This is a genomic window from Nesterenkonia haasae (genome assembly GCF_010119385.1).
Taxonomy (GTDB): domain Bacteria; phylum Actinomycetota; class Actinomycetes; order Actinomycetales; family Micrococcaceae; genus Nesterenkonia; species Nesterenkonia haasae.
Map to the genome: position 1 here is coordinate 407978 of NZ_VFIE01000017.1, position 22687 is coordinate 430664.

Below are 22687 nucleotides of genomic sequence, written 5' to 3' on the forward strand. Positions count from 1 at the left end.
CTCTCACGTATTCAGGGCACCCGGGCGGTCCACGCAGGCGTGCCAAATTTTTCAGCCACCAGCTCCTCGGCCCGTTCGAGCTCATGGGGTCGGATTCTCGCCACCCTGGCTCCATAGCGCTGCGCGAATGAGTGGGTGAACACGCCCATGATGTCCTCGCGTGACATACCCGTCTGGCTGCGAAGCGGGTCTACCCGCTTGGCGGCGGAGGTATGGCCCTTGTCGGATAGCTTCTCGCGTCCGATGCGAAGCACCTGAAGCATCCGCTGCGCATCTATGTCGTAGCTCATGGTCACATGGTGGAGCATTCCTCCGTTCGCCAACCGTTTCTGAGCTGCGCCGCCGATCTTTCGACCGTGCCCCTGGCCTTCAGCTGCGGAGACGATGTCGTTGAGCGGCTTATAGGCCGCCTGCACCCCGACCTCGGCCAGCGCCTCCATCACCCAGCTGTCAAGAAACGGATAGGAGTCGGCGAAGCTCAACCCGTCGACCAGCGATTGGGGGAAACACAGTGAGTAGGTGATGCAGTTCCCTGACTCCATGAACATTGCCCCTCCACCTGATATGCGACGGACCACGACGGCATCCAGGTCTTCAGCAGCCTGACTATCGACCTCGTTGGCCAGAGATTGGAAGGAACCTATGACGACCGCGCGTTCGGTCCAGTCCCAGAGCCGCAGGAGCGGGGGGCGGCGGCCCGCACCCACCTCCTCCGTGAGCACTTGGTCCAGGGCGACATTGACTGCAATAGGCAACGTCGTCGCCGGTAAGACCTCCCAATCATAATCCTCCCAGCCCGTAGCGCGTCCCAAAGCCCGGCGAACCGCGACGGCGACCGCACCGGCATTGAACCCGATCATCTGGGCTTCTGCTGGAAGCCCCATCGTGACCGCGTGCGCGATCTCTTCACCAGAGGAGGAGACTGGAAGCCCTACTAGTGATGAGTTGAGCGCCGAGAGCGCCTCATCAGGTTCCAGGAAGAAATCACCATTGACCGAGGCGGCAGAGATGAAGGCACCATCCCCTGTCCCAGAGACCTCTAAATCGGCGACTACGAGTTTCCCTCCCGGGACCTTATATTCACCATGAACCATGGCTTCCATCCTAGGAGGTGAGACGGACTTGGGTATTCCGCTGACAGCGGATGTACATCCGGATGAACCCCAGGCACCTGGATGGTTGTACCGACCATGACCTCCACAGCTTCACGCCCGCTATCTCTGTTGGACCTCGCCCGTGTGCGAGAGCACGAGTCGATAGCTCAAGGGATCGGTCGGTCTCTTCGGCTGGCCCAGACGGCAGACGCACTGGGCTACAGGCGAATCTGGTTCGCCGAGCACCACAACATGCCCGCTGTTGCCAGTTCCGCGACTGCGCTGCTTATCCAGCATATTGCCGCCGGAACCCAGAACGTCCGGGTAGGCGCTGGCGGAATAATGCTGCCCAACCATTCGCCACTGATCATCGCTGAACAGTTCGGGACCCTCGAGACACTGTTCCCTGGCCGGATTGACCTAGGCTTGGGCCGCGCGCCCGGAACTGACGGGGTCACCACGCGCGCGCTGCGCAGGGACGGCACAGAGGCCGATAGGTTCCCTGAGGACATCATGGAGCTTTCCGGCTACCTCACTGGCCACACCAGAATTCCCGGCGTCCACGCCTACCCCGGACGGTCCACACGGGTTCCGCTGTATATCCTCGGCTCTTCCCTATACGGAGCCCAACTGGCAGCTCAGCTGGGAGTTCCCTATGCCTTCGCCAGTCACTTCGCGCCACAGATGCTGGAGCAGGCGGCACACACCTACCGGGAGAACTTCCAGAGCACGGGCTCACTCCAGGGCCCTGACGCCCGTCCTCACTTCATCGCCGCGGCAAACGTCATTGCACACGACGACGCCGCTATCGCCGCTGGGCAGCGCAGAGAAGCTGAGGACGGTTGGATTCGAACCATGCTCGGGAGAAACAAGACCCTTTCAACAGAGGACGTCACCCAGCTGAGGGATCACCCAGCAGGGCAGCAGGTGCTAGGCATGTTGTCGAAGACCGTCGCCGGTACCCAGGATGAGGTGGTCAGTTGGTTGGACACATTCGCGGACCAGGTCAGCGCTGATGAGCTCATCCTGGTGAACCTGGCTCCCGATGAGGACGTCCAGCACCGCACCCTCGAGCTGCTCGCTCCAGAGCCTGGCGGTGCCTAGCGCTTCCGATAGGGTCGTGACATGACCTCAGTAGCTGTGCCGATTGAACTCAGATGGGGAGATCAGGACCCCTACGGGCATATCAACAACGTAGCGGTCCTGCGGATTCTGGAGGAGGCTCGCGCACGGGCCTTTTGGACTCCGCCTGGATCATCTGGCCCGCCGGGAGTTTTTCCGCCACTTGAACCTGACCAGCAGGTCTGGGCATTAGTGGCTGACTTTCAGCTCAAATACCGCAGACAATTGCCCTATCAGCGGGAGCCAGTCATTGTCGAAATGTCGATCCCGCGAGTCGGAGGAGCGAGCCTCGTGATCGATTATGCCGTGAAGATCAGTGCGGAGTCCGCCGCATGTGTCACTGCTCAGTCGACGCTGGTCATGGTCGACCGGGACTCCGGCTCACCCCAGCGACTCAGTCCAGAAATACGCCGGAGGTTGCTGGACTACGGCCCAGCCGCGCGGATCTAGGCTGAGGTGTAGAAGTGATGTTCGAAGACTTGTCTTGCCCGCCGTGTGGTGCGCAGGTAATAGTCTTCGAATTCGGCCGCATGGCCAGGTTCAAACCCGCACCATCGTGACACCGCTTCCAAATCGCGGCGGGAGCTTGGCAGAACATCGGCAGTCTTGGCCGACCAAATCATAATCCCTGAACGTACTTTGGTGCAGAGCTTCCAAGCTTCAGCCAGGACGTGGGCATCGTCGGGACCCATCAGTTCGGTGTCCACTAGCCCATTGAGCACCTGAAGGGTGTTGGTTCCTCGCAATACTGCGTGCTGATCGCCGTGCTGCAGCTGATACAGCTGAACGAGCCACTCCACATCGGAGAGCCCGCCCCTTCCCAATTTCACGTGCCGGGATGGGTCGGCACCGCGCGGAAGCCTTTCCGACTCCACCCGAGCCTTGATCCGTCGGATCTCCCGGAGCTGGTGGTTGGTCGGCGGAGAGCCGTAACGGACCTCGTCGACAAGCTCCATGAAGTCCACCGCCAGCCAGTCCGAGCCAGCAACGGGGCGAGCTCTTAGCAAAGCTTGCCGTTCCCAGACATCCATCCAGCGCCTGTAGTACTCCTCGTAGGAGTCCAGCGATCTGGAAAGGGGCCCCTTTTTCCCCTCAGGCCGCAGATCTGCATCAAGCTGCAGAGCGAACTCACCACGAATGGCAGGTTTGACCGGCTTCGAGAGCAACTGGGTCAGTCGCTGGGCCAGCTTCTGGGCTTGGCGATCTGCAGCGGACTTATCTGCATGTGGCAGTGGTCGGTGCACGAACATCGCGTCCATATCCGAGCCATAGCTGATTTCACGACCACCCTGCCGCCCCATAGCGATGACCAAGAAGTCAACCAACCGCCCTTCAGCTTCGAAAACTTCCTCCTCAGCCACCCGCAGCGCACCCAGAGTGGTGACTCGGTCGACGTCGGCCAGTGCTGCACCGACCATTTGTTGGTCCCGCACACCACAGGAATCTGCGATGGCGATGCGCAGCTGCTCGCGCTGCCGGATTAACCTGGCCAGCCGGACCGCGGTGTGGGCGACGCCCTCGTGGCGGTGCAGGGCGTTCTCCATTTCAGTCCACAACGTCTCGAAGCTGCGCGGAGCCAGCGACTCGTCATCACCGAGCCATTTGGCGGACTCTGGGAGGTGCTCCAGAACATCGGAGATGAACCGCGAGCTGGTCAGTAACTGGCAGAGCCGCTCTGCAGCCACAGAGGAGTCACGCAGCATCGTCAGATACCACGGGCTAGTCCCTAGGGACTCGCTGAGTCGGCGGAAGGCCAAGAGGCCGTGATCGGGGTCCACACCTTCAGCGAACCAGCCCAGCATCATCGGCAGAATCCGCTTCTGCAGGGTAGCTTTCCGAGACACTCCTGCGGTGAGAGCTTCAATATGCCGAAGGGCACCGTCGGCATCGCTGAATCCCAGGGCGGTGAGCCGATCGGCGACAGCCGCTGCGGAGAGGCGAACCTCGGCATCGGAGAGTACAGCGGTTGTGGACAACAGGGGCCGGTAGAAGATCGTTTCGTGGAATGATGAGACCTCGCGTGCCACTTTTTGCCACTCCGCACGGACATCCTGGGGTCCCGCCCGTCGCGCCTGACCGGGGCTTCGGATGGCGTGGGCCAACGCTCGGAGTCCGGAGTCCTTGTCAGGCATGAGATGCGTGCGCCGCATATCGGCCATCTGGATGCGGTGCTCGTAGAGACGCAGCTGCCGGTAGCACCGACTCATTGCCTCTTGGTCGTTACTGGAGACGTACTCCCCGGCCCCGAGAGCCTCAATGGCGGAGAGCGTATCCCGGATCCGGAGTGCTTCGTCGACCCTGCCGTGTACTAGCTGCAGCAGCTGCACAGTGAACTCGATGTCGCGCAGGCCACCGCGACCCAGCTTGATCTCCCGATCGGCAGTCCGGTGGGGAATGTTGGCAAACACCCGACGCCGCATGGCTTGGACGTCCTGGACGAATCCTTCGCGGGCTGCGGCTTGCCAGACGAGCGGCCCCATTTCTGTCATGTACTCCTGACCCAGCGCTGGGTTGCCGGCAATTGGGCGAGCTTTCAGCAGAGCTTGAAACTCCCATCCGGCCGCCCACCTTCGGTAGTACTCGCGGTGGGAGTCCACGGTGCGTGACAACGGCCCGTCCCGGCCCTCCGGGCGAAGATTGGCGTCGACCTCCCATAGTGCGGGCTCACCTTCGGACGACATGATGACCTTAGTCATGCCGCTGGCCAGTACGCCGGCAAGTTCACCCGCCTCGGCGGCGTCGAAATTCTCCGGCGCCCGGTGCGCAAACACCACATCGACGTCAGAGATGTAGTTCAGCTCTGCTGCGCCGCATTTCCCCATGCCGATCACGGTCAGTTCAAGCTCTTGGGCCTCGGGTCTTCGAGCGATGAGTTGTGCCCTGCTGACCGCCAGGGCCGCATCAATCGCAGCGGAAGCCAGATCTGCTAACTGCCGGCCCACCGTCGGTAGATAAGCCTGAGGATCAGGCGACACGAGGTCACGTAAGGCTACGCGAGTCAGTTCCCGCCGGTAGCCGATTCGCAGCGCAGATCCGGCATCCTTGGCAGCGAACGTCTCACTGAGTTCAGCGACCGGGTTCTCGACATCCGGATCGGCGTGGACCGCGCTCATAAGCAGCCGCCGAAGCTCACCGGTTGAAAGCTCATTATGAGCCTCCTCCCCGGTGCCAAGGTCTTCGTCGAAAAGTATCTCGACTTCATCCGGATGCCGAATCAGGAACTCAGCCAGTGCCTGCGACGCCCCCAGGAGTCTCACGAGTGGAACAGCTCGCGGATACCAGGAGCCCTCGGCTTTGCCAAAGAGTTCCCGCACCCGTGGAGCACGCTCCAGGAGCCGGATCAGCAACAAAAGTGCCTGATCGGCATCGGGGGCATCATGCAAAGTTCTGGTGAGCGCCCCGGCATCGAGGTCCTTCAGTTGGGGATCGGCCAAGAACTTCTGGGCACGGTCCAGCTCCTGAAAACCAGCGGCAATCAGTTCGCGGGGAGTCGACGCCTCAGTGGAAGTGCTCACGCTTCATCGCCGCTGGGTATATGGGATGGGCACCGCTCAAATCATCCCCAAATACGTGTTGACTTCAAATGGAGAGACGTTGACGCGGTACTCGTCCCATTCTTGCCGTTTGTTGCGCAGGAGGTTGTCGAACACCTGCTCACCGAGCACACTGGCGACCAGCTCAGAATCCTCCATTTGCCGGATAGCGTCGTGCAAGGTGCCAGGAAGGGGTTTTAGGCCCAGGACTTTGCGCTCGGCGGTGGTCAGTGACCACACGTCCTCATTGACGTGATCCGGCAACTCATAGCCCTCCTGAATACCTTTCAGTCCGGCACCGATGACCATGGCATAGGCCAGATACGGGTTAGCGGCCGAGTCGATGCCGCGGAACTCTACCCGGGCTGAGCCGCCCTTAGTGGGTTTGTAGAGAGGGACTCTGATGAGCGCCGAGCGGTTGTTGTGACCCCACGAAATGTGGCTGGGAGCCTCTCCGCCACCCCAGAGCCGCTTATACGAGTTGACGAACTGGTTTGTGACCGCGGTGAACTCCGGTGCATGGGTCAGAATCCCGGCAATGAACTGCCGCGCTGTCGTGGAGAGGTTGAACTCAGCGTTGGGACTGAAGAAGGCATTGGTATCCCCCTCGAAGAGGCTGAAATGAGTGTGCATCGCTGAGCCAGGGTGCTCGCTGAAAGGCTTGGGCATAAATGTCGCGTACTTGCCGTGGGCCAACGCCACTTCCTTGACGATGGTGCGGAAAGTCAGAATATTATCCGCGGTCGTCAACGCATCTGCATAGCGCAGGTCAATTTCGTTCTGGCCTGGACCGACCTCATTGTGGCTGAACTCCACAGAGATCCCTACTGCTTCCAGCATGTTCACGGTGTGGCGTCGTAGGTCCTGGGCCACGGAACCAGTGATGTGGTCGAAGTACCCGGACCGGTCCGCAGGCACGGGCCGCCCGCTGCTGTCCATCTCCTCCGATTCCAGCAGATAGAACTCAATCTCCGGATGTGTGTAACAGGTGAAACCCATTTGCCCGGCTGCGTCGAGCTGGCGCCGCAAAACGTACCGGGGGTCACCTACGGCAGCCTCTTGGTCTGGGGTGAGGATGTCGCAGAACATCCGCGCTGTGGGCTCATCCTCACTGCGCCAGGGAAGGATCTGGAAGCTGGAAGGGTCCGGCTTCAACAGCATGTCCGACTCGAACACTCGGGAAAGTCCCTCAATGGAGGACCCGTCAAACCCCAGCCCCTCTGCAAAGGCACCTTCTACTTCAGCGGGAGCAAGCGCTACCGACTTCAGCGCTCCGACCACATCGGAGAACCATAGGCGGACAAATCGGACATCGCGCTCCTCAATGGTGCGCAGTACAAATTCCTGCTGCCGATCCATGCTGATATTCCGCCTCCTGAAATTGGTCCTGCTCAAGCCATGCCCACTCTACCCAACCTCAGAGGCGCACCGGAGTAGTCTTGAGGCCATGTCCAATGATGAGCACAGCGCGCCCTACAACGGCCCGGAGAAAGCCGCTGCGGCAGAGACTCCGAAGAGGATCCGCACCCACCATCTTCAACGCTTCAAGAACGATGGTCAGAAGTTCAGCATGCTTACCGCTTATGACGCGATGATGGCCAATGTCTTCGATGAGGCAGGCATTGAGGTTCTCCTGGTGGGCGACTCCGCTGCCAATGTTATGCAAGGCAGCTCCTCGACACTGAGTATCACTGTGAATGAGCTGCTGGTCTACGCAAAGTCCGTAGTCAACGGGGTCAGCCGTTCACTTGTTGTTGCCGACTTGCCCTTCGGCAGTTATCAGGTCTCCCCGGAGCAAGCGGTGGGCACAGCCGTTCGTTTCATGAAGGAAGCTGGAGTGCATGCGGTGAAAATGGAGGCGCATGCGGCAACAGTGCCTCACGTAAAGGCGGTGGTGGAGGCGGGAATTCCTGTCATGGCGCATATCGGATTCACCCCACAGTCGGAACATCAGCTGGGCGGGTTTCGGGTCCAGGGCCGGGGTGAACACGCCAAGAAGGTGATCGACGACGCTCTCGCCCTGGAGTCAGCCGGAGCGTTCTGCGTCCTGGTAGAGATGATTCCTGCTGAGCTCACCGCTGACCTTGAGGCAGCGCTGCAGGTACCGACGATCGGCATTGGCGCCGGAGACGCAGCCACCGGCCAGGTGCTGGTCTGGCAGGACATGCTCGGGTTGAACAACGGCCGGCTTCCCCGGTTCGTCAAGCAGTACGCAGATCTGCGCGGGACGATCACCGATGCGGTACAGAGTTTCCGTCGCGACGTAATCGATGGGAAATTTCCTGGCCAGGAGCATAGCTTTCGAGCTGAGTGAGGGCACTCCAGGCGGCTCAGGCGTCGTCGCCGTCGTCTTCCCACTCTTCGTTGCGCTGCTCCACCTTCTCCAGCGCTCGGGCGGCCTCAGCGTAGGACTTGTACGGGCCCAGAAGGTGCTTCCACGAGGATTGGGCACCGTGCTCCACTTGGCCGGTCGTCATGTTGTACCAATAGTCAGTCACCTCACCAGACTACGCCCTCCGGGGGTGTGACCGATAGAATCGAGCACATGCCTTCTGCACCTTCTCCCGCCCCTGTCGGGACTCTCGTTCCAGGTTTTCTGACGCCGAAAAGGACGGTCCCAGAGCACATTGACAAGCCCAACTACGTCGGCCTGTCAGAGCCACCGAAGTACACCGGTCCTGATGCCTTCGATGCTGAAACCGTGGCGCGAATTCGGCGGGCTGGCCAGTTGGCAGCGAACTGTATGGTGGCCACTGGGGATTTGATCCGGCCCGGCATCACGACCGATGAATTGGATGCCTTCGCTCATGACTACCTCATCCAGCGCGGCGCCTACCCTTCATGCTTGTCGTACCGAGGTTTCCCGAAGTCGATCTGCACCTCAGTCAATGAAGTGATCTGTCACGGCATCCCCGACTCAACGGTGCTGCAAGAAGGGGACATCGTAAATCTCGACATCACCGCGTTCCTCGATGGCGTTCACGGGGACCACAACGTCACGTTCCTGGTGGGGGAAGTCGATGAGGAATCCCGCCTGCTTGTAGAACGCACCCATGAGGCCATGATGCGCGGTATCAAAGCGGTGAAGCCGGGACGGCCGATCAACGTCATCGGCCGTGCCATTGAATCGTACGCCCGACGTTTCAACTACGGAGTCGTCCGTGAGTTCATTGGTCACGGTGTGGGCCCTGCATTTCATACGGGGCTGGTCATTCCCCATTACGACGCCGCCCCCGACTATTCTCAGCCGATCGAACCTGGGATGGTCTTCACCATTGAGCCCATGCTGACCCTCGGGACGCGGCATTGGGACATGTGGGAGGACGGCTGGACTGCAGTGACTCGGGACCGGAAGCGCACCGCACAGTTCGAACACACTATCCTCGCCACAGAGAGCGGAACTGAAATTCTCACCGCGCCTACTGCCTGAGAATAGCCCAGTCGATGGTGTGGGCACGCTATTCTGTTGGGTGAATCACAGCGGTGCAGCGTGGCGCCGGTTTCCCTCTTTTGCCTGACCCTGGAGAGTCATGACCAAACCAGATACGTTCGCGCCCGCTGCCGAGGCGATGGGCCCCGCCAGCGCAACCCTTCCCCCACTTCCACATAGAGCCATCGGAATTGACGTGGGCGGTACGGGAATCAAGGGTGGAATCGTCAACCTGCGCAAAGGAAGCCTGACGGGGAAAAGGTTCCGCATCCCTACACCTAAGCCGGCAACTCCGGAAGCGGTTGCTGCTGTCATTGGGGAGATTCTCGATGAGCTTCTCTCACGCGAGAAGGCACCTGCTGCCGAGGAACTGTCCGTCGGAGTCACAGTGCCGGGGATCGTGATTGACAACGTGGTGCTTTCGGCAGCCAACATTGATGAAACCTGGTTGGAGTGCGATACGACGCAACTGCTGAAGAGCCTGCCTGGCCGGACCTCCACGCTCAATGACGCAGATGCGGCAGGTTTAGCTGAGGCGCGTTATGGTGCGGGCGCCAATCGGCCAGGGACCATCATGACCGTGACACTGGGAACTGGTGTCGGAACCGCAATAGTCCACGACGGAGTCTTGGTGCCGAACTCTGAGTTGGGGCATCTGGAGTTTGAAGGCGAGAATCCCGCCGAGCGTAAGGTCTCGGCTGCTGCGCGTGAGCGTCTGGATATGCCCTGGGCCGAGTATGGGGAGACCTTGCGACGGTTCTTAGTCCACATTGAGCGGATTCAACCCGTCAGCAAGTTCATCATCGGCGGAGGGATCTCTAAGCGCAGTGAGGACTTCTTGCCCGCGGTGACAGGACTCCGCGCCGAGGTGGTGCCCGCCCAGCTGACGAATGATGCTGGAATCGTCGGTGCCGCGCTTTATGCCGCTGAACGTGCGCGAACCGCCGATCTGCGATCGGCACACGCTTAGCGAGACTTTGCTCACTTTTCTTTCTTGAACCCCGTGTTACAGGAGTGTTTCGTGTAGCGTCTCGGTTCTCGCTTCACGCGGATGGTGGTCATCTGGCCATGTCCGCAAGGAGCCAACCGTAGAAGTAGATGACGCACCGAGCGTCTCCATGAGACCCCGTAAGACATAAGAAAGTGATGCAATGCGCAGCCTCAAAGAGAGCATCTTCAAGTCCCCTAAGAACAGCAACCGAATTCTCAACGTTCTCCGAGCGTCGGACCACACCGAAAGCCGCTCCGTCATGAACATCGCCTACGGGCAGCCCAGCCTCGGCAGCCACTCCGGGTTCAATCGCTGAGACCCAGGGCGTAGCGTGCGCCGAGCCGGGTCCCTCGTGGACACCGACTCGGCGCTCATTTGCTACTATTACTCCTTGTGCCGTTCGCGGTACTTGCGCCGATAGCTCAGTTGGTTAGAGCACTGCGTTTACACCGCAGGTGTCGGGAGTTCGAGTCTCTCTCGGCGCACCATAATTCTGAAGGTCTATTGTGGATCGAGATTGCTGATCGCAGGCCCTTCAAGAACCTCCCCGTCTGGGGCGAACCGTGAGGCATGCAGCGGACAATCCCAAGAGCACTCCGCGTCGTTCCACGTCAGCACTCCTCCCAAATGCGGGCACACTGCCGAGACTCGCCGGGTCACACCGCCGACTGTGGAGCTGCCGACTGGTTGGCCACCGAGCCGTCCTACCTCTCCCTGACCCTCATCGGGTGCCTCCTCCGGAAGCGTCCCAAGCTCGGCTTTGGCCCAGTCCCGGGTCATTCGCGCACCGATCGATGCGTTGTCCTTGAGGCTGGTGGTCAGTCCGCTGACGGAGGGCGAGCGTTCGGTCAGAGTCGTTGCCCATGGCATGTGTCCACCGAGGATCTGCGAAGTGATGGCCAATGCGGCAGCAACCCCGTTGGTCATGCCCCATTTGTTGAAACCGGTCGCGACGAACATTGAACCGCCACCGCCCGGGAGCAGACCGAAGTACGGCACACCGTCTGCCGGACGGTAGTCCTGAGCAGACCAGGCATGGGTCCGCTGCGCGCCCGGGAAGTGACGGTGCGTCCAAGCCTCCAAATCACGTACGGCCTCCGCCGGCGATGCAGCTCTGCCCACTTCGTGCCCGTTGCCGCCGACCACCAGCAGCTCGTCACCCGCTATCGGCGCCGACCTCAAACTGCGGCCCGGGGCGTCCACTCCGAGGTACATCCCCTGGGGAGGGGTCATTCCTGACGGAAGCGTGAACGCCTGCGCGTAGGAACGGAGCCCCTGCATTCTGGCAAAGTGAGCGCCACGGTCGAGGACCGGCGTGCCGGTAGCCAGCACCAAACTGCCACTGGTGAGATTCCCGGCAGTGGTTTCGATTGCTACCGGCGGACCTGAAGCGGCACCGACCAGGCGCGTCTGTTCAAAGATCAGCCCGCCGCGGTCCAGCACCTCGGTAGCGAGGCTCTGCAGTACCGCTGTTGGTTGGATTTGAGCTTGATCCGCCAGCCGTACCGCCCCTGCAATTGGATAAGGCAGTTCATCAACTTCTGCCCATTCCGCCTTGACCCCCGCCGCTTGGCAGGCTTCAAGCTCCTCCTCCAGTGTTCCAATACTGTCTGAGAAGTGTGCATACGTGTATGCAGGGCGCCTTTGGTATTCGACACCGCGGTCCTCCAAGTACCGCAACAACCAGGATTGGGCTTCACGATTGCCGTCGACATAGGCCTGGAGAATTTCGTCCGACCGGGAAGAGCGGACCGCTGAGAGGTTGGTGCCCTGAAGAAGGGAGACTTTCCCTGTGGTGTTTCCGGTAGCAACTGCCCCGACCTGCCGAGCTTCAATCACGACCACTCGCTGACCGGCTCGAGCCAGGAGCACAGCAGTAGTCAATCCGGTCAACCCCGCTCCAACGACCACGGTATCCCAATCAGAGCCAGCTGGGAACGGACCTTGGTCGGGAACCTGCACCGACTGCGCGTCAAGCCATAGTGAACTCATCGACAAACTTTCTCCTGGGAGCAACGGATCTCCATCTTCAAAATTGTCGCTGGACACCAGCGTGACATTGCCCCTGAAGAAGCTGACCAGGGCAGGATTGGCTGTGCGGTTCTGTACCAGTGAGTTTCGTTCAAGAGCTACTGTCGGGTATAGTAGATCAGTCGGACCTCAGTGGTCCGTGCGTCGTAGGAACGTTCTTCAGCCGAGCCAGTGGTCGTCACTGGTATCGAGCTTCATGGCAGTGGTCTTCTCGCGGCGAACTGAGTGCACCGTCCGGTGCGTTCGCGACTGCCAGGCTCTTGGTTGCACTGATTACTCATGCGCCCCGATGCCTGGCTCATCCTGAAAGGCATCCGCCATCTCTGATACACCCATGACGTTCGTTGACCTCAACGTACCCGCTCCCCTGGTTCGCGCTCTGGCCGCAGACGGCAAATTCCAGGCTTTTCCGATCCAGCAGCAGACTCTGCCGGACACGCTGACCGGACGCGACGTCCTGGGTCGGGGAAAAACTGGTTCTGGTAAGACGCTCGCCTTCTCCATCCCTCTGGTGGCGCAGCTTTCCGACAATGCCAAGCGAGTCCCCCGTAAGCCGCGAGGTCTTGTCCTGGCTCCCACCAGGGAGTTGGCAACTCAGATCAACGCCGTTCTGGAGCCACTGGCAGCTGCCTACGGCCTTCGGACCACCACCGTGTTCGGTGGTGTGAGCCAGAAGCGCCAGGTGGACGCCTTGCGGTCCGGTGTCGATATCCTCGTCGCTTGCCCGGGTCGGTTGGAAGATCTGCTCGACCAGGGCCAACTGACCCTAGACGCCGTTCGCGTGACTGTTCTTGATGAAGCCGACCATATGGCCGACCTTGGGTTCCTTCCGGGTGTCACGCGTATTCTTGCAAAGACTCCTCAAGACGGTCAGCGAATGTTCTTCTCGGCAACGTTGGACAACGGCGTGGATAAGCTGGTCAAGCGATTCCTCCACAACGAGCTGCTGCATTCAGTAGATGAAGTGACATCGCATGTCTCTGCGATGACTCACCACGTGTTCGAGGTTCCTTCAGATGAGAAGAAGCCATTGGTCAAGGCGCTGGCCTCCGGCACCGGCAAACGAATTCTATTTACCAGGACCAAGCATCAGGCTAAGAAGCTCGCCAAGCAGCTGACCGCTGATGGCACCCCAGCGGTGGATCTCCATGGCAATCTTTCGCAGAACCAGCGGGACAGAAATCTCGCTGCTTTCGGTGGCGGAGATGTGCGCGTGTTGGTTGCCACAGACGTAGCTGCTCGTGGTGTCCACGTAGATTCCGTAGAGCTCGTGGTCCACGTGGATCCACCGGCCGAGCACAAAGCGTATCTGCACCGTTCAGGACGCACCGCGCGCGCAGGGAGCAGCGGAGACGTGGTCACAGTGATGCTTCCAGAACAGCGTCACGACACGCAGGCATTGCTGCGCAAGGCAGAGATCAAGGCCCAGCCGCTAACTGTCACCAGCAACTCACCCGCCGTGGCCGAGCTGGTCGGTGCTGTCGCGGACTACGTGAAGCCACCGGTCCAGCCTCTCCAGCAGCAGAGGGCACCATCACCGCGTGGTGGACGGGGCCCGCGCAGTGCTCAAGGTTCACGCCGCAACCAGGGTGGTCGCCGCTCCAGGCAGGCCAGTGGCTCCAGAGGCTGATTGAACGCCGGGAGTTGTGACTCCCGGCGGTTCACCCATCTCAGTTGGGCGGCATTCGGAATGGCTGCTGGTACGTCTTCGGCTGAACTTCTCCCTCGCGGTTGATATTGGTCTCCGCTCCGGTGACTCGATCAGTGTTTTGCGCTGTGACCGTCCTCCAGCGCCCTTCTTGCTGGAGCACCACGAATGTGAAGAGCCCCCGCCTTCTGGCGGCTGGACTGCCTTCTGGTGACTGTTGTCCGGTCAGTGACCATTCCCACACAATGACTGCGGACTCTTCGCTCAGAGGCCGTACTTTCACATGGTCCACGGTCATATGAGAATCTGCGAAGATCTTCCGGAATCCGTAGTCGTGTGCTGAACGGATGCTGTCTTGGTCTTCCCACCAGAGACCGACGACATTGATGAAGTCAGCGTCCTCGACGAACAGTGCAGCCAGGGAGTTGGCGTCGTGCCTGTTCCAGGCTGCGGCAAAAGCGTTGGGGAGTTCTTCTGGTGTGCTCGGCTGTGCGCTCGGGTCGAGGTCAGAAATCTCTCGTATCCGTTCTCTCAGGTCTGGGTGGACTGAGCTGATCATACTGTCTGGGATGGTGTGAGCCATTTGGGAGTACACCCTCCAGGCTCTGCGTTTCCATCGGTCAACGCCGTGTGGAAGGCTTGGAATATGAATGCTCTGGAGAATAAGACAGTCGCCATCATCGGGGCGGGGAGCGTCGGCGCATCCACCGCGTATGCAGTGATGATCCGCGGCTCTGCTATGAACGTGCGACTCTATGACATTGATGCGGCGCGAGTCGAGGCCGAGGTGTTGGACCTTGCCCACGGCAGCCAGTTCACCGGTGCAGGCGAAGTCTCCGGCAGCAACGACCTTCGTGAGGTCGAAGGCGCCGACGTCGTTGTCATTACTGCTGGTGCCAAGCAGCATCCCGGTCAAACGAGGTTGGACTTGGCGGCTACGAATGTAGACATACTGAGGTCCCTGATGCCACAGCTGCTGGAGAGGGCTCCGCAGGCTATCTTCTTATTGGTGACCAATCCCTGCGATGTGCTGACCACTGCAGCGCAGCAGATCTCGGGCCTCCCCGCCCAGCGAGTATTCTCCACTGGCACCGTCCTCGATACGGCACGCCTCCGGTGGTTGTTGGCTCAGCAGGCCAAGGTGTCGCGGCAAAGCGTCCACGCCCAGATCATCGGCGAGCATGGAGATACTGAGTTTCCGCTCTGGTCCAGCGCCAGCATCGGCGCTACGCCTCTCGCTGAGTGGGAAGTTGGAGGAGAACAGATCTTCACGTCCGAACGCCTCAATTCGGTGGCCGACGAGGTCCGTAATGCCGCTTACCATGTGATTAGAGGCAAAGGCGCGACCAACTACGCGATTGGTCTCTCGGCCGCCCGGATCATCGAGGCTGTTCTCCATGATGAGCACGCGGTGCTCCCAGTCAGCACGGTGTTGCGGGGATTTAGGGGTATCGATGGCGTTGCACTGTCCGTGCCGAGCGTAGTCTCCAGACGCGGAGCTGAACCCGTCCTGACCACTTCATTGTCGGAGTCTGAGGCAGATCTCCTGCAACAGTCTGCCGCGGGGTTGCGTCACGTTCAGAAGTCATTGGGGCTCTGATTCCGCCCCCCCTCAGCTGTTGCCGAACGCCTCGCTCCGCAGCAGATGCGCCGCTGTCGGGGACCCTTTGCATCGTGAGATCCAGCAAACGAAATAACAATTCGGCCATGAAGAGAAAACGACCCGCCGGAGGAGGCGGGTCGTTTCACGTGGTGGCTCTACGGAGCCATGTGGGCAATGCGCCCGGATTTTGGTGGAGCATATCGGACTCGAACCGATGACCTTCTGCATGCCATGCAGACGCGCTACCAGCTGCGCCAATGCCCCATATTCGCTTGTCTTGCCGAGGCTTTCTGCCCGTTGGCAACCCCTACACGTTACACCGCTGTCGGAGGTTCGGGCAAATCCAGATCGAGCTTTGGTACGTCGGCATAGAGACGGTCCAGACCGTATACGGCTCGCTCTTGTTCGTGTTGGACATGCACCACCATGTGCCCGTAGTCCAGGAGAACCCACGTGCCTGAGTCCTTACCCTCACGGCGCAGCGGCACAGAATCGTGCACCGTCTTGACCTGTTTTTCAATCTCTTCGCAGATAGCACCAATCTGACGCTCAGAGGGCGCAGAGCAGATGAGAAAGGCATCTGTAATTCCCAGGCGTTCCCCCACGTCATACCCATTGATATTGGTGGCGAGTTTGTCGGTGGCGGCCGATGCGGCTGTGCGCAATTCGGCAAGTACGGTGTCAGGAACAGTCATATGTGTCATTCAGTTTAGAGGAAGACGAAGTAGACAACGGCTGCGATCGCAGCAAGCAGAAGGACTGCCATCACGATCACGGTCCATGTGAGGACCTTCTGCCGGTCTACTTGTCGTGAGGTGGCATCGATCATCTTGTTGAGATCAAGCCCATGGGCACCCCGAGCGTGCACCGGCTCGATCTGGCCGGTCGCGTACTGCATGTCCTCAGGGTCGTGCTCCAGCGAATCACGAACCATCTTTTGAGTCAGGATCGTCGACTCTGGCCGTTCGCGGCTCCGGCGGCGGCGGTCCTTCTCCGCCTTGGCGTGTTCCTTGCGCATGCGTTCTTGGTTGGCCTGCATGGCCTTGGCCGCAAGTGCCTGCTGTCGCTTCAGAAGCTCTGGGTCGACTGACGTCGGGTCGTCGACTCGGGCGATCTCCGCGTTGGTCGAATCCAGCTCAGCAAGCAATTCAGGACTCAGGGGCGGAATCGACTGAGTCTCGCGCAGCATTCGCCGAACCCTGCGTGATTCGGGGAGAGTATCGGGATCCACGTCTGAGTTTTTGGAATTTCCCTCAGCTTGTCCCTCGTCACCCGAGGAGGTCTCGACGATCTCTTCGGCCACCGGCTCAATTTCTTCGCCGGGGAAGTCCAGGACCCGACTCATGACCTGCGTGGTCTCCTCCCCAGCATCCAGGGCGAGATCAGCCTCAGCGTCAGCGATCTCCTCCTCAGGACGCGCCGGCGCTTCCTCGGGTTCAGGAAGCACTGCGGGGTCTGAAACTTCTTCGTCGGGGCCGAGTTCTTCAGCGGGTGAGTCATCTCCGTGGACCAACGGCTGAGCCGCGTCACTATCTAACTCCGGTTCGTCTTCGGCCTCGTCGTCTGTCTCCGGTTCCTGCGGGAGCTCGTCGCTCTCGGAGGCGATAGTTGCACTTACTGCTCGGGACAGTTCGTCCTGGGCGTGGTCCTCATCAAGCTCCGCAGTGGTTTCGGGCTCTGAGTCCGGCGATGAGTCCGCCTGCTCGCTTGAAGTACTGTGCTCGTGCTGGGCATCATTCTCTCCAGCCTCCGGGGTCTCTTCTACTTCGCGCTGGGCCGCTAATTCAGCCTCGCGGCGGCGGCGCAACTCCTTGCGGGAGACTGGCAGGTACCGCTCGCGGAGTTCTCCGCCGTTGGCTGCATTCTGCTCAGTAATGTCTGCGCTCATGAGGAACCCTCCCGGTGGTATTGCTCAATGGTATGCCCAGGTGAACTGAGATTCGGCTCATCAGCCGCGCGTGTGCCTGAACCATCTTGGTAGAGCCTGTGCTTGTTGATGTACTGGACCACACCGTCCGGAACCAGGTACCAGACCGGATCGCCAGCCTTACCTCGTGCCCGTAGATCCGTTGAACTGATAGCCATCGCTGGGATCTCCATCAGTGAGATGTTCTCGCTGCGCCCAAAGTCTTCACTCTGATAGCCCGGCCGGGTCACAGAGACGAAGTGGGCCAGCTCCCACAGCTCCTCCACATTCTTCCAAGACATGATCTGCGCCATGGCGTCCGCCCCGGTGATGAAGAACAAGTCGGCGTCTCCGTACATTGCCCGGAAGTCCCGAAGAGTGTCAATGGTGTACGTAGTGCCACCTCGGTCGATATCCACCCGCGATACTGAGAATCGCGGGTTAGAAGCAGTCGCGATCACGGTCAGTAGGTAGCGATGCTCCGCTGGTGTGACGCGCCTGCCGGCCTTTTGCCACGGCTCTCCCGTGGGCACGAAGATCACTTCATCAAGGCTGTATTCTGCGGCTACTTCGGAGGCAGCCACCAGGTGACCATGATGAATGGGATCGAATGTTCCACCCATGATGCCAAGACGGCGTTTGCGGTCATCCGGACCGGTCCGAGCGGGAGTGCTGAAAGGGGGTGTCAAATCAGTGGTGGCCCTGGGGGTCAGCTGGAAGTTCCTTACCCTTCCCGGAGAAACCGAGGGTGATCAACAAGCTCAGCATGAGGATGGCGAAGATGATGATGCCGTACCAGTAGGCTGGCATCGGCAACTCGTAACCATGGTACTGGTCGGCAAGCAGTGCGAGAACGGGCAGGTTCATGCCTCTCCCTTTGAATGGTGTGTCAAGATCTGACAAGAGTCTACTAGGAAATTGCTCAAATCCCCGCAATCTCGGCCTGAGAGCCGGGTTCGTCGCGGCTCTCCACCCTCGGAGCGGAGGACTGAGCGATGGACCTGGCTCAGCGCGTCTGGCCGTCTCCGCGGACGACCCACTTGGTTGTGGTCAGTTCCGCCATTCCCATGGGCCCGCGGGCGTGGGTCTTCTGGGTGGAAATGCCTACTTCAGCGCCCAGGCCGAACTCACCGCCATCAGTGAACCGTGTGGATGCGTTCACGATCACAGCGGCGGCATCTACCTCGGCGATAAACTGATCTGCCGCAGATGCTGAGTCAGTGACGATGGCTTCGGTGTGACCAGTGCTGTACCTGTGTATGTGGCTGATCGCCTCATCGATCGTGTCCACTACGGCCACCGACATCTCCAGGTCGAGGAACTCGGTGCGATAGTGCTCCTCGGTGGCGGATTCGGCGACCCCAGAACCGGTAGGCATCCACTGCGCGGCCCGCTGGTCAAGATGCAGCACGACGCCGGCATCCGCCAGCGCGGCCAAAGACTCTTTACCGGCCTGCTCAGCCTGAGCGTGAAGGAGCAGGGTCTCCGCCGCATTGCAGACGCTGGGCCGGTGAGTCTTCGCGTTCACTACTATCTCCCGGGCTTTTCTGGGGTCCGCCGTAGCGTCCACATAGACATGGACATTTCCTTCCCCGGTTTCGATGACAGGAACTCTTGAGTTGTTGACCACGTGTTGAATGAGCTCGTGGCCACCTCGGGGAATCAGAACATCGACGCTGCCACGCGTGGTCATCAGCTCCGTTGCGCCTTCTCTGCCGAGAGGGTCGATGGTTTGTACCGCGTCCACTGGGATATCGGCTGAGCGCAGGGCATCGCGTATAACGTTCAATAGCATCTCGTTGGTGGCCATAGCAGCAGACCCGCCACGCAGGATGACAGCATTGCCAGACTTCAGAGCCAGCGCCGCGATATCGACCGTGACATTCGGGCGCGCCTCGTAGATGACACCGATCACCCCAAGGGGCACCGCGACTTGGCTCAGTCTGAGCCCATTAGGCAGAGTTCGCCCCTGCACGACCCGACCAATGGGGTCTTCGAGCCTGATGATTTCCTCAACCGCCTGGGCTAAGCCTTCGATGCGCTCAGGGGTGAGTCTGAGTCGATCCTGGAGAGCGGCTGAGAGACCAGTCTCCCGACTGCGGGTGAGGTCGTGCTCGTTGGCGCCGAGGAGGGAGGTGGCTGAGTCCCTCAGCCCCGCAGCGATCGCCTCCAGGGCTCGATCCTTGTGCTGACGGTCCAACCGTCCCAATGGCCGGGCCGCTTCGCGGGCGCGCCGGGTGATCTGGGTGATGTCTGCAGTCATGCTGGTACCTCCACTCGGGCCATGTCATCAGTATGAATTACAGGGCGTTGGTAGTCCTCGCCCAGCTCTTGAGCTATTTGCGCAGTCTTCTTCCCGCGCATCGTCCGGACTTCCTCTGCCGAGAATGAACTCACACCACGCGCGCGCACCTGTCCGTCTGGACTGCTGATCTCGACGACGTCGCCGGCCTCGAAGCTGCCTGTCACCTCAATGATCCCGGCGGCGAGCAGGGAACGACGACGCTCAGCGACAGCGCTGACTGCCCCCTGATCAATGGTGATTCTGCCTTTGGTGTGGGCCAGATGCGCCAACCATGCGGACCGTGCCCCACGCCGCTTACCGCGCGGCAGAAACAGGGTTCCTACTTCTTCTCCAGCGAAGAGTCGCTCAGCGTTGGCCGCGGAGGTCAAGCGTGCGGGAATACCATGAGCTGTCACAATCTGAGCGGCCTCAACTTTGGTGACCATGCCCCCGGTACCGATCCCAGCACGACCCCGTGGGCCAAGAGTCACTCCACTGAGATCTTCGGTCCGGGCAATCTCCGCGATGGGCTTTCCCCCCGCCTGCGGCGGCCCATCGTAGAGCGCGTCGACGTCGGAAAGCAGGATGAGGCCATCAGCGTGGATCAGATTGGCCGTCAGGGCCGCCAACCGATCATTGTCACCGAATCGGATTTCTGCGGTGGCCACGGCGTCGTTCTCGTTGATGATCGGAATAACGCCCAGTGCAAGCAGTTTCTCCAGGGCGCGCAGAGCGTTGACGTAGGTGGCGCGTCGAATGAGATCTTCTACCGTGAGCAGCACCTGGCCGACTTCAGCGCCGTGGTGCCCGAATGCCCGTGAGTAGTGTGCCAATAACTGCCCCTGCCCGACGGCTGCAGCGGCTTGCTGGGCTGCCAGGTCTTGAGGGCGCCGGTCAAGCCTCAAAGGGGCCAATCCTGCAGCGATCGCCCCGGATGAGACCAGGACGATCTCAATGCCGCGGCTGCGCAGCCCCTGGCAAGCGTCGACGAGACGGTTCAAAGCCTGGACGCTGATCCCGCCGTCCACGGTGGTCAGGCTGGAGGATCCGACCTTGATGACAAGGCGTTTCGCTTCCGTGACGTTGAAGCTCACCGTTCCTCCTGCTGGCCGGCGACTGCGTCCACATCCTCGGCTTCATCTGTGGCATAGAGCTTGTCCATCTCAGCGCGAACCTGACGCTTGCTGGCGCGGCGGTCGGCCTGGTCTTGTTTCTTTTCCGCGCGGGTCGGCCGGTGTTGGTCCTCGAACCGCAGGTCGGTTCCTCGGGCACCGAGGTGTTCAGCGCCGGCTGCCATGGTCGGCTCCCAGTCGAAGACCACACCGTCCTCTTCGGCACCGATGACCACTGATTCCCCGGGCACAGCACCCAGGCGGAACAGCTCGTCTTCAATCCCGATGGCTTGAAGTCGGTCAGCCAGATAGCCGACTGCCTCATCGTTATTGAAGTCTGTCTGTTGGATCCAGCGTTCAGGTTTGGAGCCGCGAACTCGCCACAGAGGTTCGCCGCCCTTCTCTTCCCGGCTGATGGTGAAGCCCCTGTCGTTGATTGCCTTGGGCCGAATGGTGACCGGAACCGGTGCCGCCTCGACTTCCTGGGCAGCGCGAGCTTCTTGGACCAGCCCCGCCATGGCGAAGCTCAGTTCGCGGAGACCCTTCCTCGAAACCGCCGAGATCTCAAAGGTTCGGAATCCGCGCTCCTCCAACGTGGCGCGCACCAACCCAGCCATCTCTTCCCCGTCTGGAAGGTCCGTCTTGTTCAGTGCCACCAAGCGCGGACGTTCAGTCAGAGGTAAACCGTCTGCAGCGTAGGCAGCGAGCTCATGTTCGATCGCGTCCAGATCCGCAATAGGATCACGGTCCGTCTCCAGGGTCCCGCAGTCCAGGACGTGGACCAGGGCAGCGCAGCGCTCCACATGACGCAGGAACTCGTGGCCCAGCCCTTTGCCTTCGGCAGCACCAGGGATCAGTCCAGGTACGTCTGCGACCGTGAAGCGGGTCTCCCCTGCCTCGACGACGCCCAGATTGGGCACCAGTGTGGTGAAGGGATACTCGGCGATCTTCGGCCGTGCTGCGGACATGGCAGCAATGAGGCTGGATTTGCCTGCTGACGGGAAACCAACGAGAGCGACGTCTGCCACGGACTTCAGTTCAAGCACAACGTCGCTCTGCTGCCCGGGGGTGCCTAGCAGGGCGAAACCTGGGGCCTTCCTCTGTCTTGACGCAAGGGCGGCATTGCCGAGCCCGCCGACGCCGCCTTCTGCGATGCGGGCTCGGGCACCGGCGCCGACGAGGTCGACCAGAACGGTGCCGTCGCGGTCCTTGACGACGGTGCCGTCAGGGACAGTGAGTTCTAGGGTGCTGCCCTTGTGGCCGTGACGGAGGCTGCCCTGGCCTACACCGCCGCTTTCGGCGCGGCGGTGCGGGCGGTGGTGGTAGTCCAGCAATGTGGTGGTGTTGGGGTCGACGACCAATTCCACGTGGCCGCCGTCTCCGCCGTTGCCGCCGTCGGGACCGCCGAGGGGCTTGAATTTCTCTCGGTGGACGGAGATGCAGCCGCTGCCGCCATCTCCGCCGCCGGCATGCAGCACCACCCGGTCGACGAAATGTGCCATAGCTGGATCCCCTTTTAGATGTGGTATTCAGAATGCCAAAAAGCCCGGCGAGCGATGCTCAGCCGGGCCTTATGGAAGTGGTAGTCACCTCTGGTGACCACTACGAGGCGTTGGGAGTGAACCCGTCGCCGAAACTCATATGAAGGCCGGCTCAGCCGACCGCTGGAACAATGTTGACGACCTTGCGGCCGCGCTTGCTGCCGAACTCCACAGCGCCATCAGCAAGTGCGAACAGGGTATCGTCCCCACCGCGGCCAACATTTGTGCCGGGGTGGAACTTGGTGCCGCGCTGGCGAATGAGGATCTCGCCTGCAGAGACAGCCTGTCCTCCGAAACGCTTCACGCCAAGGCGCTGGGCGTTGGAATCGCGACCGTTGCGAGTCGAGCTCGCACCTTTCTTATGTGCCATGGGTCTTTACCTCTCAGGAAAT

At 60.7% G+C, this 22687-nt stretch carries 22 protein-coding genes and 2 tRNA genes; 9 read left to right on the plus strand and 15 right to left on the minus strand.

All coding sequences use genetic code 11. The annotated features are described in order from the left end of the window. Positions 1–11 precede the first annotated feature (11 nt). On the minus strand, positions 12–1094 hold the full coding sequence (locus FH975_RS01955) for a lipoate--protein ligase family protein (protein WP_235928273.1): 1083 nt from the start codon (positions 1092–1094) through the stop codon (positions 12–14). Between the two features lie 96 nt (positions 1095–1190). On the opposite strand from FH975_RS01955, the gene FH975_RS01960 reads away from it, so the two are divergent. Both FH975_RS01960 and FH975_RS01965 read left to right on the plus strand, forming a co-directional pair. Continuing rightward, complete coding sequence (locus FH975_RS01960) at positions 1191–2198, plus strand: LLM class flavin-dependent oxidoreductase (protein ID WP_162319792.1); 1008 nt, start codon at positions 1191–1193, stop codon at positions 2196–2198. 21 nt (positions 2199–2219) lie between these two features. Further along, positions 2220–2666, plus strand: a complete 447-nt coding sequence (locus FH975_RS01965; RefSeq protein ID WP_162319793.1) for an acyl-CoA thioesterase — start codon at positions 2220–2222, stop codon at positions 2664–2666. Here FH975_RS01965 and FH975_RS01970 read toward each other — a convergent pair. After that, complete coding sequence (locus tag FH975_RS01970; RefSeq protein ID WP_162319794.1) at positions 2663–5731, minus strand: bifunctional [glutamine synthetase] adenylyltransferase/[glutamine synthetase]-adenylyl-L-tyrosine phosphorylase; 3069 nt, start codon at positions 5729–5731, stop codon at positions 2663–2665. The two genes, FH975_RS01965 and FH975_RS01970, sit on opposite strands and share 4 nt — an antisense overlap. 36 nt (positions 5732–5767) lie before the next feature. Beyond that, a complete protein-coding gene (gene glnA, locus FH975_RS01975) occupies positions 5768–7108 on the minus strand; it encodes a type I glutamate--ammonia ligase (protein WP_162319795.1) in 1341 nt (446 codons plus the stop codon). An 88-nt stretch (positions 7109–7196) separates the two neighbouring features. Here glnA and panB point away from each other — a divergent pair, with 88 nt between their 5' ends. Further along, positions 7197–8063, plus strand: a complete 867-nt coding sequence (gene panB / locus FH975_RS01980) for a 3-methyl-2-oxobutanoate hydroxymethyltransferase (protein WP_162319796.1) — start codon at positions 7197–7199, stop codon at positions 8061–8063. A 16-nt stretch (positions 8064–8079) separates the two neighbouring features. Here panB and FH975_RS01985 read toward each other — a convergent pair whose 3' ends face one another. Further along, complete coding sequence (locus tag FH975_RS01985) at positions 8080–8247, minus strand: SPOR domain-containing protein (RefSeq protein ID WP_162319797.1); 168 nt, start codon at positions 8245–8247, stop codon at positions 8080–8082. 47 nt (positions 8248–8294) lie between these two features. Between FH975_RS01985 and map the strand changes: the two genes are divergently transcribed. The 4 genes from map (at position 8295) to FH975_RS02005 (ending at position 10658) form a co-directional block, all read left to right on the plus strand. After that, the gene (gene map / locus FH975_RS01990) at positions 8295–9179 is read left to right on the plus strand and encodes a type I methionyl aminopeptidase (RefSeq protein WP_162319798.1); all 885 of its coding nucleotides are present in this window, start codon (positions 8295–8297) and stop codon (positions 9177–9179) included. A gap of 139 nt (positions 9180–9318) precedes the next feature. Then, a complete protein-coding gene (ppgK, locus tag FH975_RS01995) occupies positions 9319–10149 on the plus strand; it encodes a polyphosphate--glucose phosphotransferase (RefSeq protein WP_162320042.1) in 831 nt (276 codons plus the stop codon). A gap of 181 nt (positions 10150–10330) precedes the next feature. Beyond that, positions 10331–10486: a hypothetical protein gene (locus FH975_RS02000; protein ID WP_162319799.1), complete on the plus strand. Its 156-nt coding sequence runs from the start codon at positions 10331–10333 to the stop codon at positions 10484–10486. 95 nt (positions 10487–10581) lie between these two features. Beyond that, positions 10582–10658: transfer RNA gene (locus FH975_RS02005), tRNA-Val, on the plus strand. A 13-nt stretch (positions 10659–10671) separates the two neighbouring features. Here the strand turns inward: FH975_RS02005 and FH975_RS02010 are convergent. Beyond that, the gene (locus tag FH975_RS02010; protein WP_162319800.1) at positions 10672–12162 is read right to left on the minus strand and encodes an FAD-dependent oxidoreductase; all 1491 of its coding nucleotides are present in this window, start codon (positions 12160–12162) and stop codon (positions 10672–10674) included. Positions 12163–12535: 373 nt separating this feature from the next. Here FH975_RS02010 and FH975_RS02015 point away from each other — a divergent pair, with 373 nt between their 5' ends. Continuing rightward, a complete protein-coding gene (locus tag FH975_RS02015; RefSeq protein ID WP_162319801.1) occupies positions 12536–13831 on the plus strand; it encodes a DEAD/DEAH box helicase in 1296 nt (431 codons plus the stop codon). A gap of 40 nt (positions 13832–13871) precedes the next feature. On the opposite strand, the gene FH975_RS02020 is transcribed toward FH975_RS02015, so the two are convergent. Then, on the minus strand, positions 13872–14432 hold the full coding sequence (locus FH975_RS02020) for an SgcJ/EcaC family oxidoreductase (RefSeq protein WP_202922937.1): 561 nt from the start codon (positions 14430–14432) through the stop codon (positions 13872–13874). A 63-nt stretch (positions 14433–14495) separates the two neighbouring features. Here FH975_RS02020 and FH975_RS02025 point away from each other — a divergent pair, with 63 nt between their 5' ends. Further along, on the plus strand, positions 14496–15449 hold the full coding sequence (locus FH975_RS02025; protein ID WP_162319802.1) for an L-lactate dehydrogenase: 954 nt from the start codon (positions 14496–14498) through the stop codon (positions 15447–15449). 191 nt (positions 15450–15640) lie between these two features. Here the strand turns inward: FH975_RS02025 and FH975_RS02030 are convergent. From FH975_RS02030 to rpmA, 9 genes are all read right to left on the minus strand, one after another. Then, positions 15641–15716 (minus strand) — tRNA-Ala (locus FH975_RS02030). A gap of 50 nt (positions 15717–15766) precedes the next feature. Then, positions 15767–16156 (minus strand): ribosome silencing factor, encoded by a 390-nt coding sequence (gene rsfS, locus FH975_RS02035; RefSeq protein WP_328821735.1) that lies wholly within the window; start codon positions 16154–16156, stop codon positions 15767–15769. Positions 16157–16161: 5 nt separating this feature from the next. Then, positions 16162–17340, minus strand: coding sequence for a hypothetical protein (locus FH975_RS02040; RefSeq protein ID WP_162319804.1), 1179 nt, complete (start codon positions 17338–17340; stop codon positions 16162–16164). After that, a complete protein-coding gene (gene nadD, locus FH975_RS02045; protein WP_268896640.1) occupies positions 17337–18047 on the minus strand; it encodes a nicotinate-nucleotide adenylyltransferase in 711 nt (236 codons plus the stop codon). Before nadD ends, FH975_RS02040 begins: the two co-directional genes overlap by 4 nt. Before the next feature lies 1 nt (position 18048). Beyond that, entirely contained in the window at positions 18049–18225 is a 177-nt protein-coding gene (locus tag FH975_RS16255) for a hypothetical protein (protein WP_202922938.1), read from the minus strand. A gap of 139 nt (positions 18226–18364) precedes the next feature. After that, positions 18365–19621, minus strand: coding sequence for a glutamate-5-semialdehyde dehydrogenase (locus tag FH975_RS02050; RefSeq protein ID WP_162319805.1), 1257 nt, complete (start codon positions 19619–19621; stop codon positions 18365–18367). Next, positions 19618–20736 (minus strand): glutamate 5-kinase, encoded by a 1119-nt coding sequence (gene proB / locus FH975_RS02055; RefSeq protein WP_162319806.1) that lies wholly within the window; start codon positions 20734–20736, stop codon positions 19618–19620. The genes FH975_RS02050 and proB overlap by 4 nt, the downstream gene beginning before the upstream one ends. Further along, positions 20733–22256 (minus strand): GTPase ObgE, encoded by a 1524-nt coding sequence (gene obgE / locus FH975_RS02060; RefSeq protein WP_162319807.1) that lies wholly within the window; start codon positions 22254–22256, stop codon positions 20733–20735. The genes proB and obgE overlap by 4 nt, the downstream gene beginning before the upstream one ends. A 151-nt stretch (positions 22257–22407) precedes the next feature. Beyond that, entirely contained in the window at positions 22408–22665 is a 258-nt protein-coding gene (rpmA, locus tag FH975_RS02065; protein WP_119903252.1) for a 50S ribosomal protein L27, read from the minus strand. Positions 22666–22687: the final 22 nt, after the last annotated feature.

What these genes read in the sequence shown, in the direction of transcription:
- rsfS (WP_328821735.1), bottom strand. Translation starts at nt 16,156, where the DNA reads ATGACACATATGACTGTTCCTGACACCGTACTTGCCGAATTGCGCACA.
- FH975_RS01955 (WP_235928273.1), bottom strand. Translation starts at nt 1,094, where the DNA reads ATGGTTCATGGTGAATATAAGGTCCCGGGAGGGAAACTCGTAGTCGCC.
- FH975_RS02015 (WP_162319801.1), top strand. Translation starts at nt 12,536, where the DNA reads ATGACGTTCGTTGACCTCAACGTACCCGCTCCCCTGGTTCGCGCTCTG.
- FH975_RS02020 (WP_202922937.1), bottom strand. Translation starts at nt 14,432, where the DNA reads ATGGCTCACACCATCCCAGACAGTATGATCAGCTCAGTCCACCCAGAC.
- FH975_RS01960 (WP_162319792.1), top strand. Translation starts at nt 1,191, where the DNA reads ATGACCTCCACAGCTTCACGCCCGCTATCTCTGTTGGACCTCGCCCGT.
- rpmA (WP_119903252.1), bottom strand. Translation starts at nt 22,665, where the DNA reads ATGGCACATAAGAAAGGTGCGAGCTCGACTCGCAACGGTCGCGATTCC.
- glnA (WP_162319795.1), bottom strand. Translation starts at nt 7,108, where the DNA reads ATGGATCGGCAGCAGGAATTTGTACTGCGCACCATTGAGGAGCGCGAT.
- FH975_RS02050 (WP_162319805.1), bottom strand. Translation starts at nt 19,621, where the DNA reads ATGACTGCAGACATCACCCAGATCACCCGGCGCGCCCGCGAAGCGGCC.
- panB (WP_162319796.1), top strand. Translation starts at nt 7,197, where the DNA reads ATGTCCAATGATGAGCACAGCGCGCCCTACAACGGCCCGGAGAAAGCC.
- FH975_RS02000 (WP_162319799.1), top strand. Translation starts at nt 10,331, where the DNA reads ATGCGCAGCCTCAAAGAGAGCATCTTCAAGTCCCCTAAGAACAGCAAC.
- ppgK (WP_162320042.1), top strand. Translation starts at nt 9,319, where the DNA reads ATGGGCCCCGCCAGCGCAACCCTTCCCCCACTTCCACATAGAGCCATC.
- FH975_RS02025 (WP_162319802.1), top strand. Translation starts at nt 14,496, where the DNA reads ATGAATGCTCTGGAGAATAAGACAGTCGCCATCATCGGGGCGGGGAGC.
- FH975_RS02010 (WP_162319800.1), bottom strand. Translation starts at nt 12,162, where the DNA reads ATGAGTTCACTATGGCTTGACGCGCAGTCGGTGCAGGTTCCCGACCAA.
- FH975_RS02040 (WP_162319804.1), bottom strand. Translation starts at nt 17,340, where the DNA reads ATGAGCGCAGACATTACTGAGCAGAATGCAGCCAACGGCGGAGAACTC.
- map (WP_162319798.1), top strand. Translation starts at nt 8,295, where the DNA reads ATGCCTTCTGCACCTTCTCCCGCCCCTGTCGGGACTCTCGTTCCAGGT.
- FH975_RS01965 (WP_162319793.1), top strand. Translation starts at nt 2,220, where the DNA reads ATGACCTCAGTAGCTGTGCCGATTGAACTCAGATGGGGAGATCAGGAC.
- obgE (WP_162319807.1), bottom strand. Translation starts at nt 22,256, where the DNA reads ATGGCACATTTCGTCGACCGGGTGGTGCTGCATGCCGGCGGCGGAGAT.
- FH975_RS16255 (WP_202922938.1), bottom strand. Translation starts at nt 18,225, where the DNA reads ATGAACCTGCCCGTTCTCGCACTGCTTGCCGACCAGTACCATGGTTAC.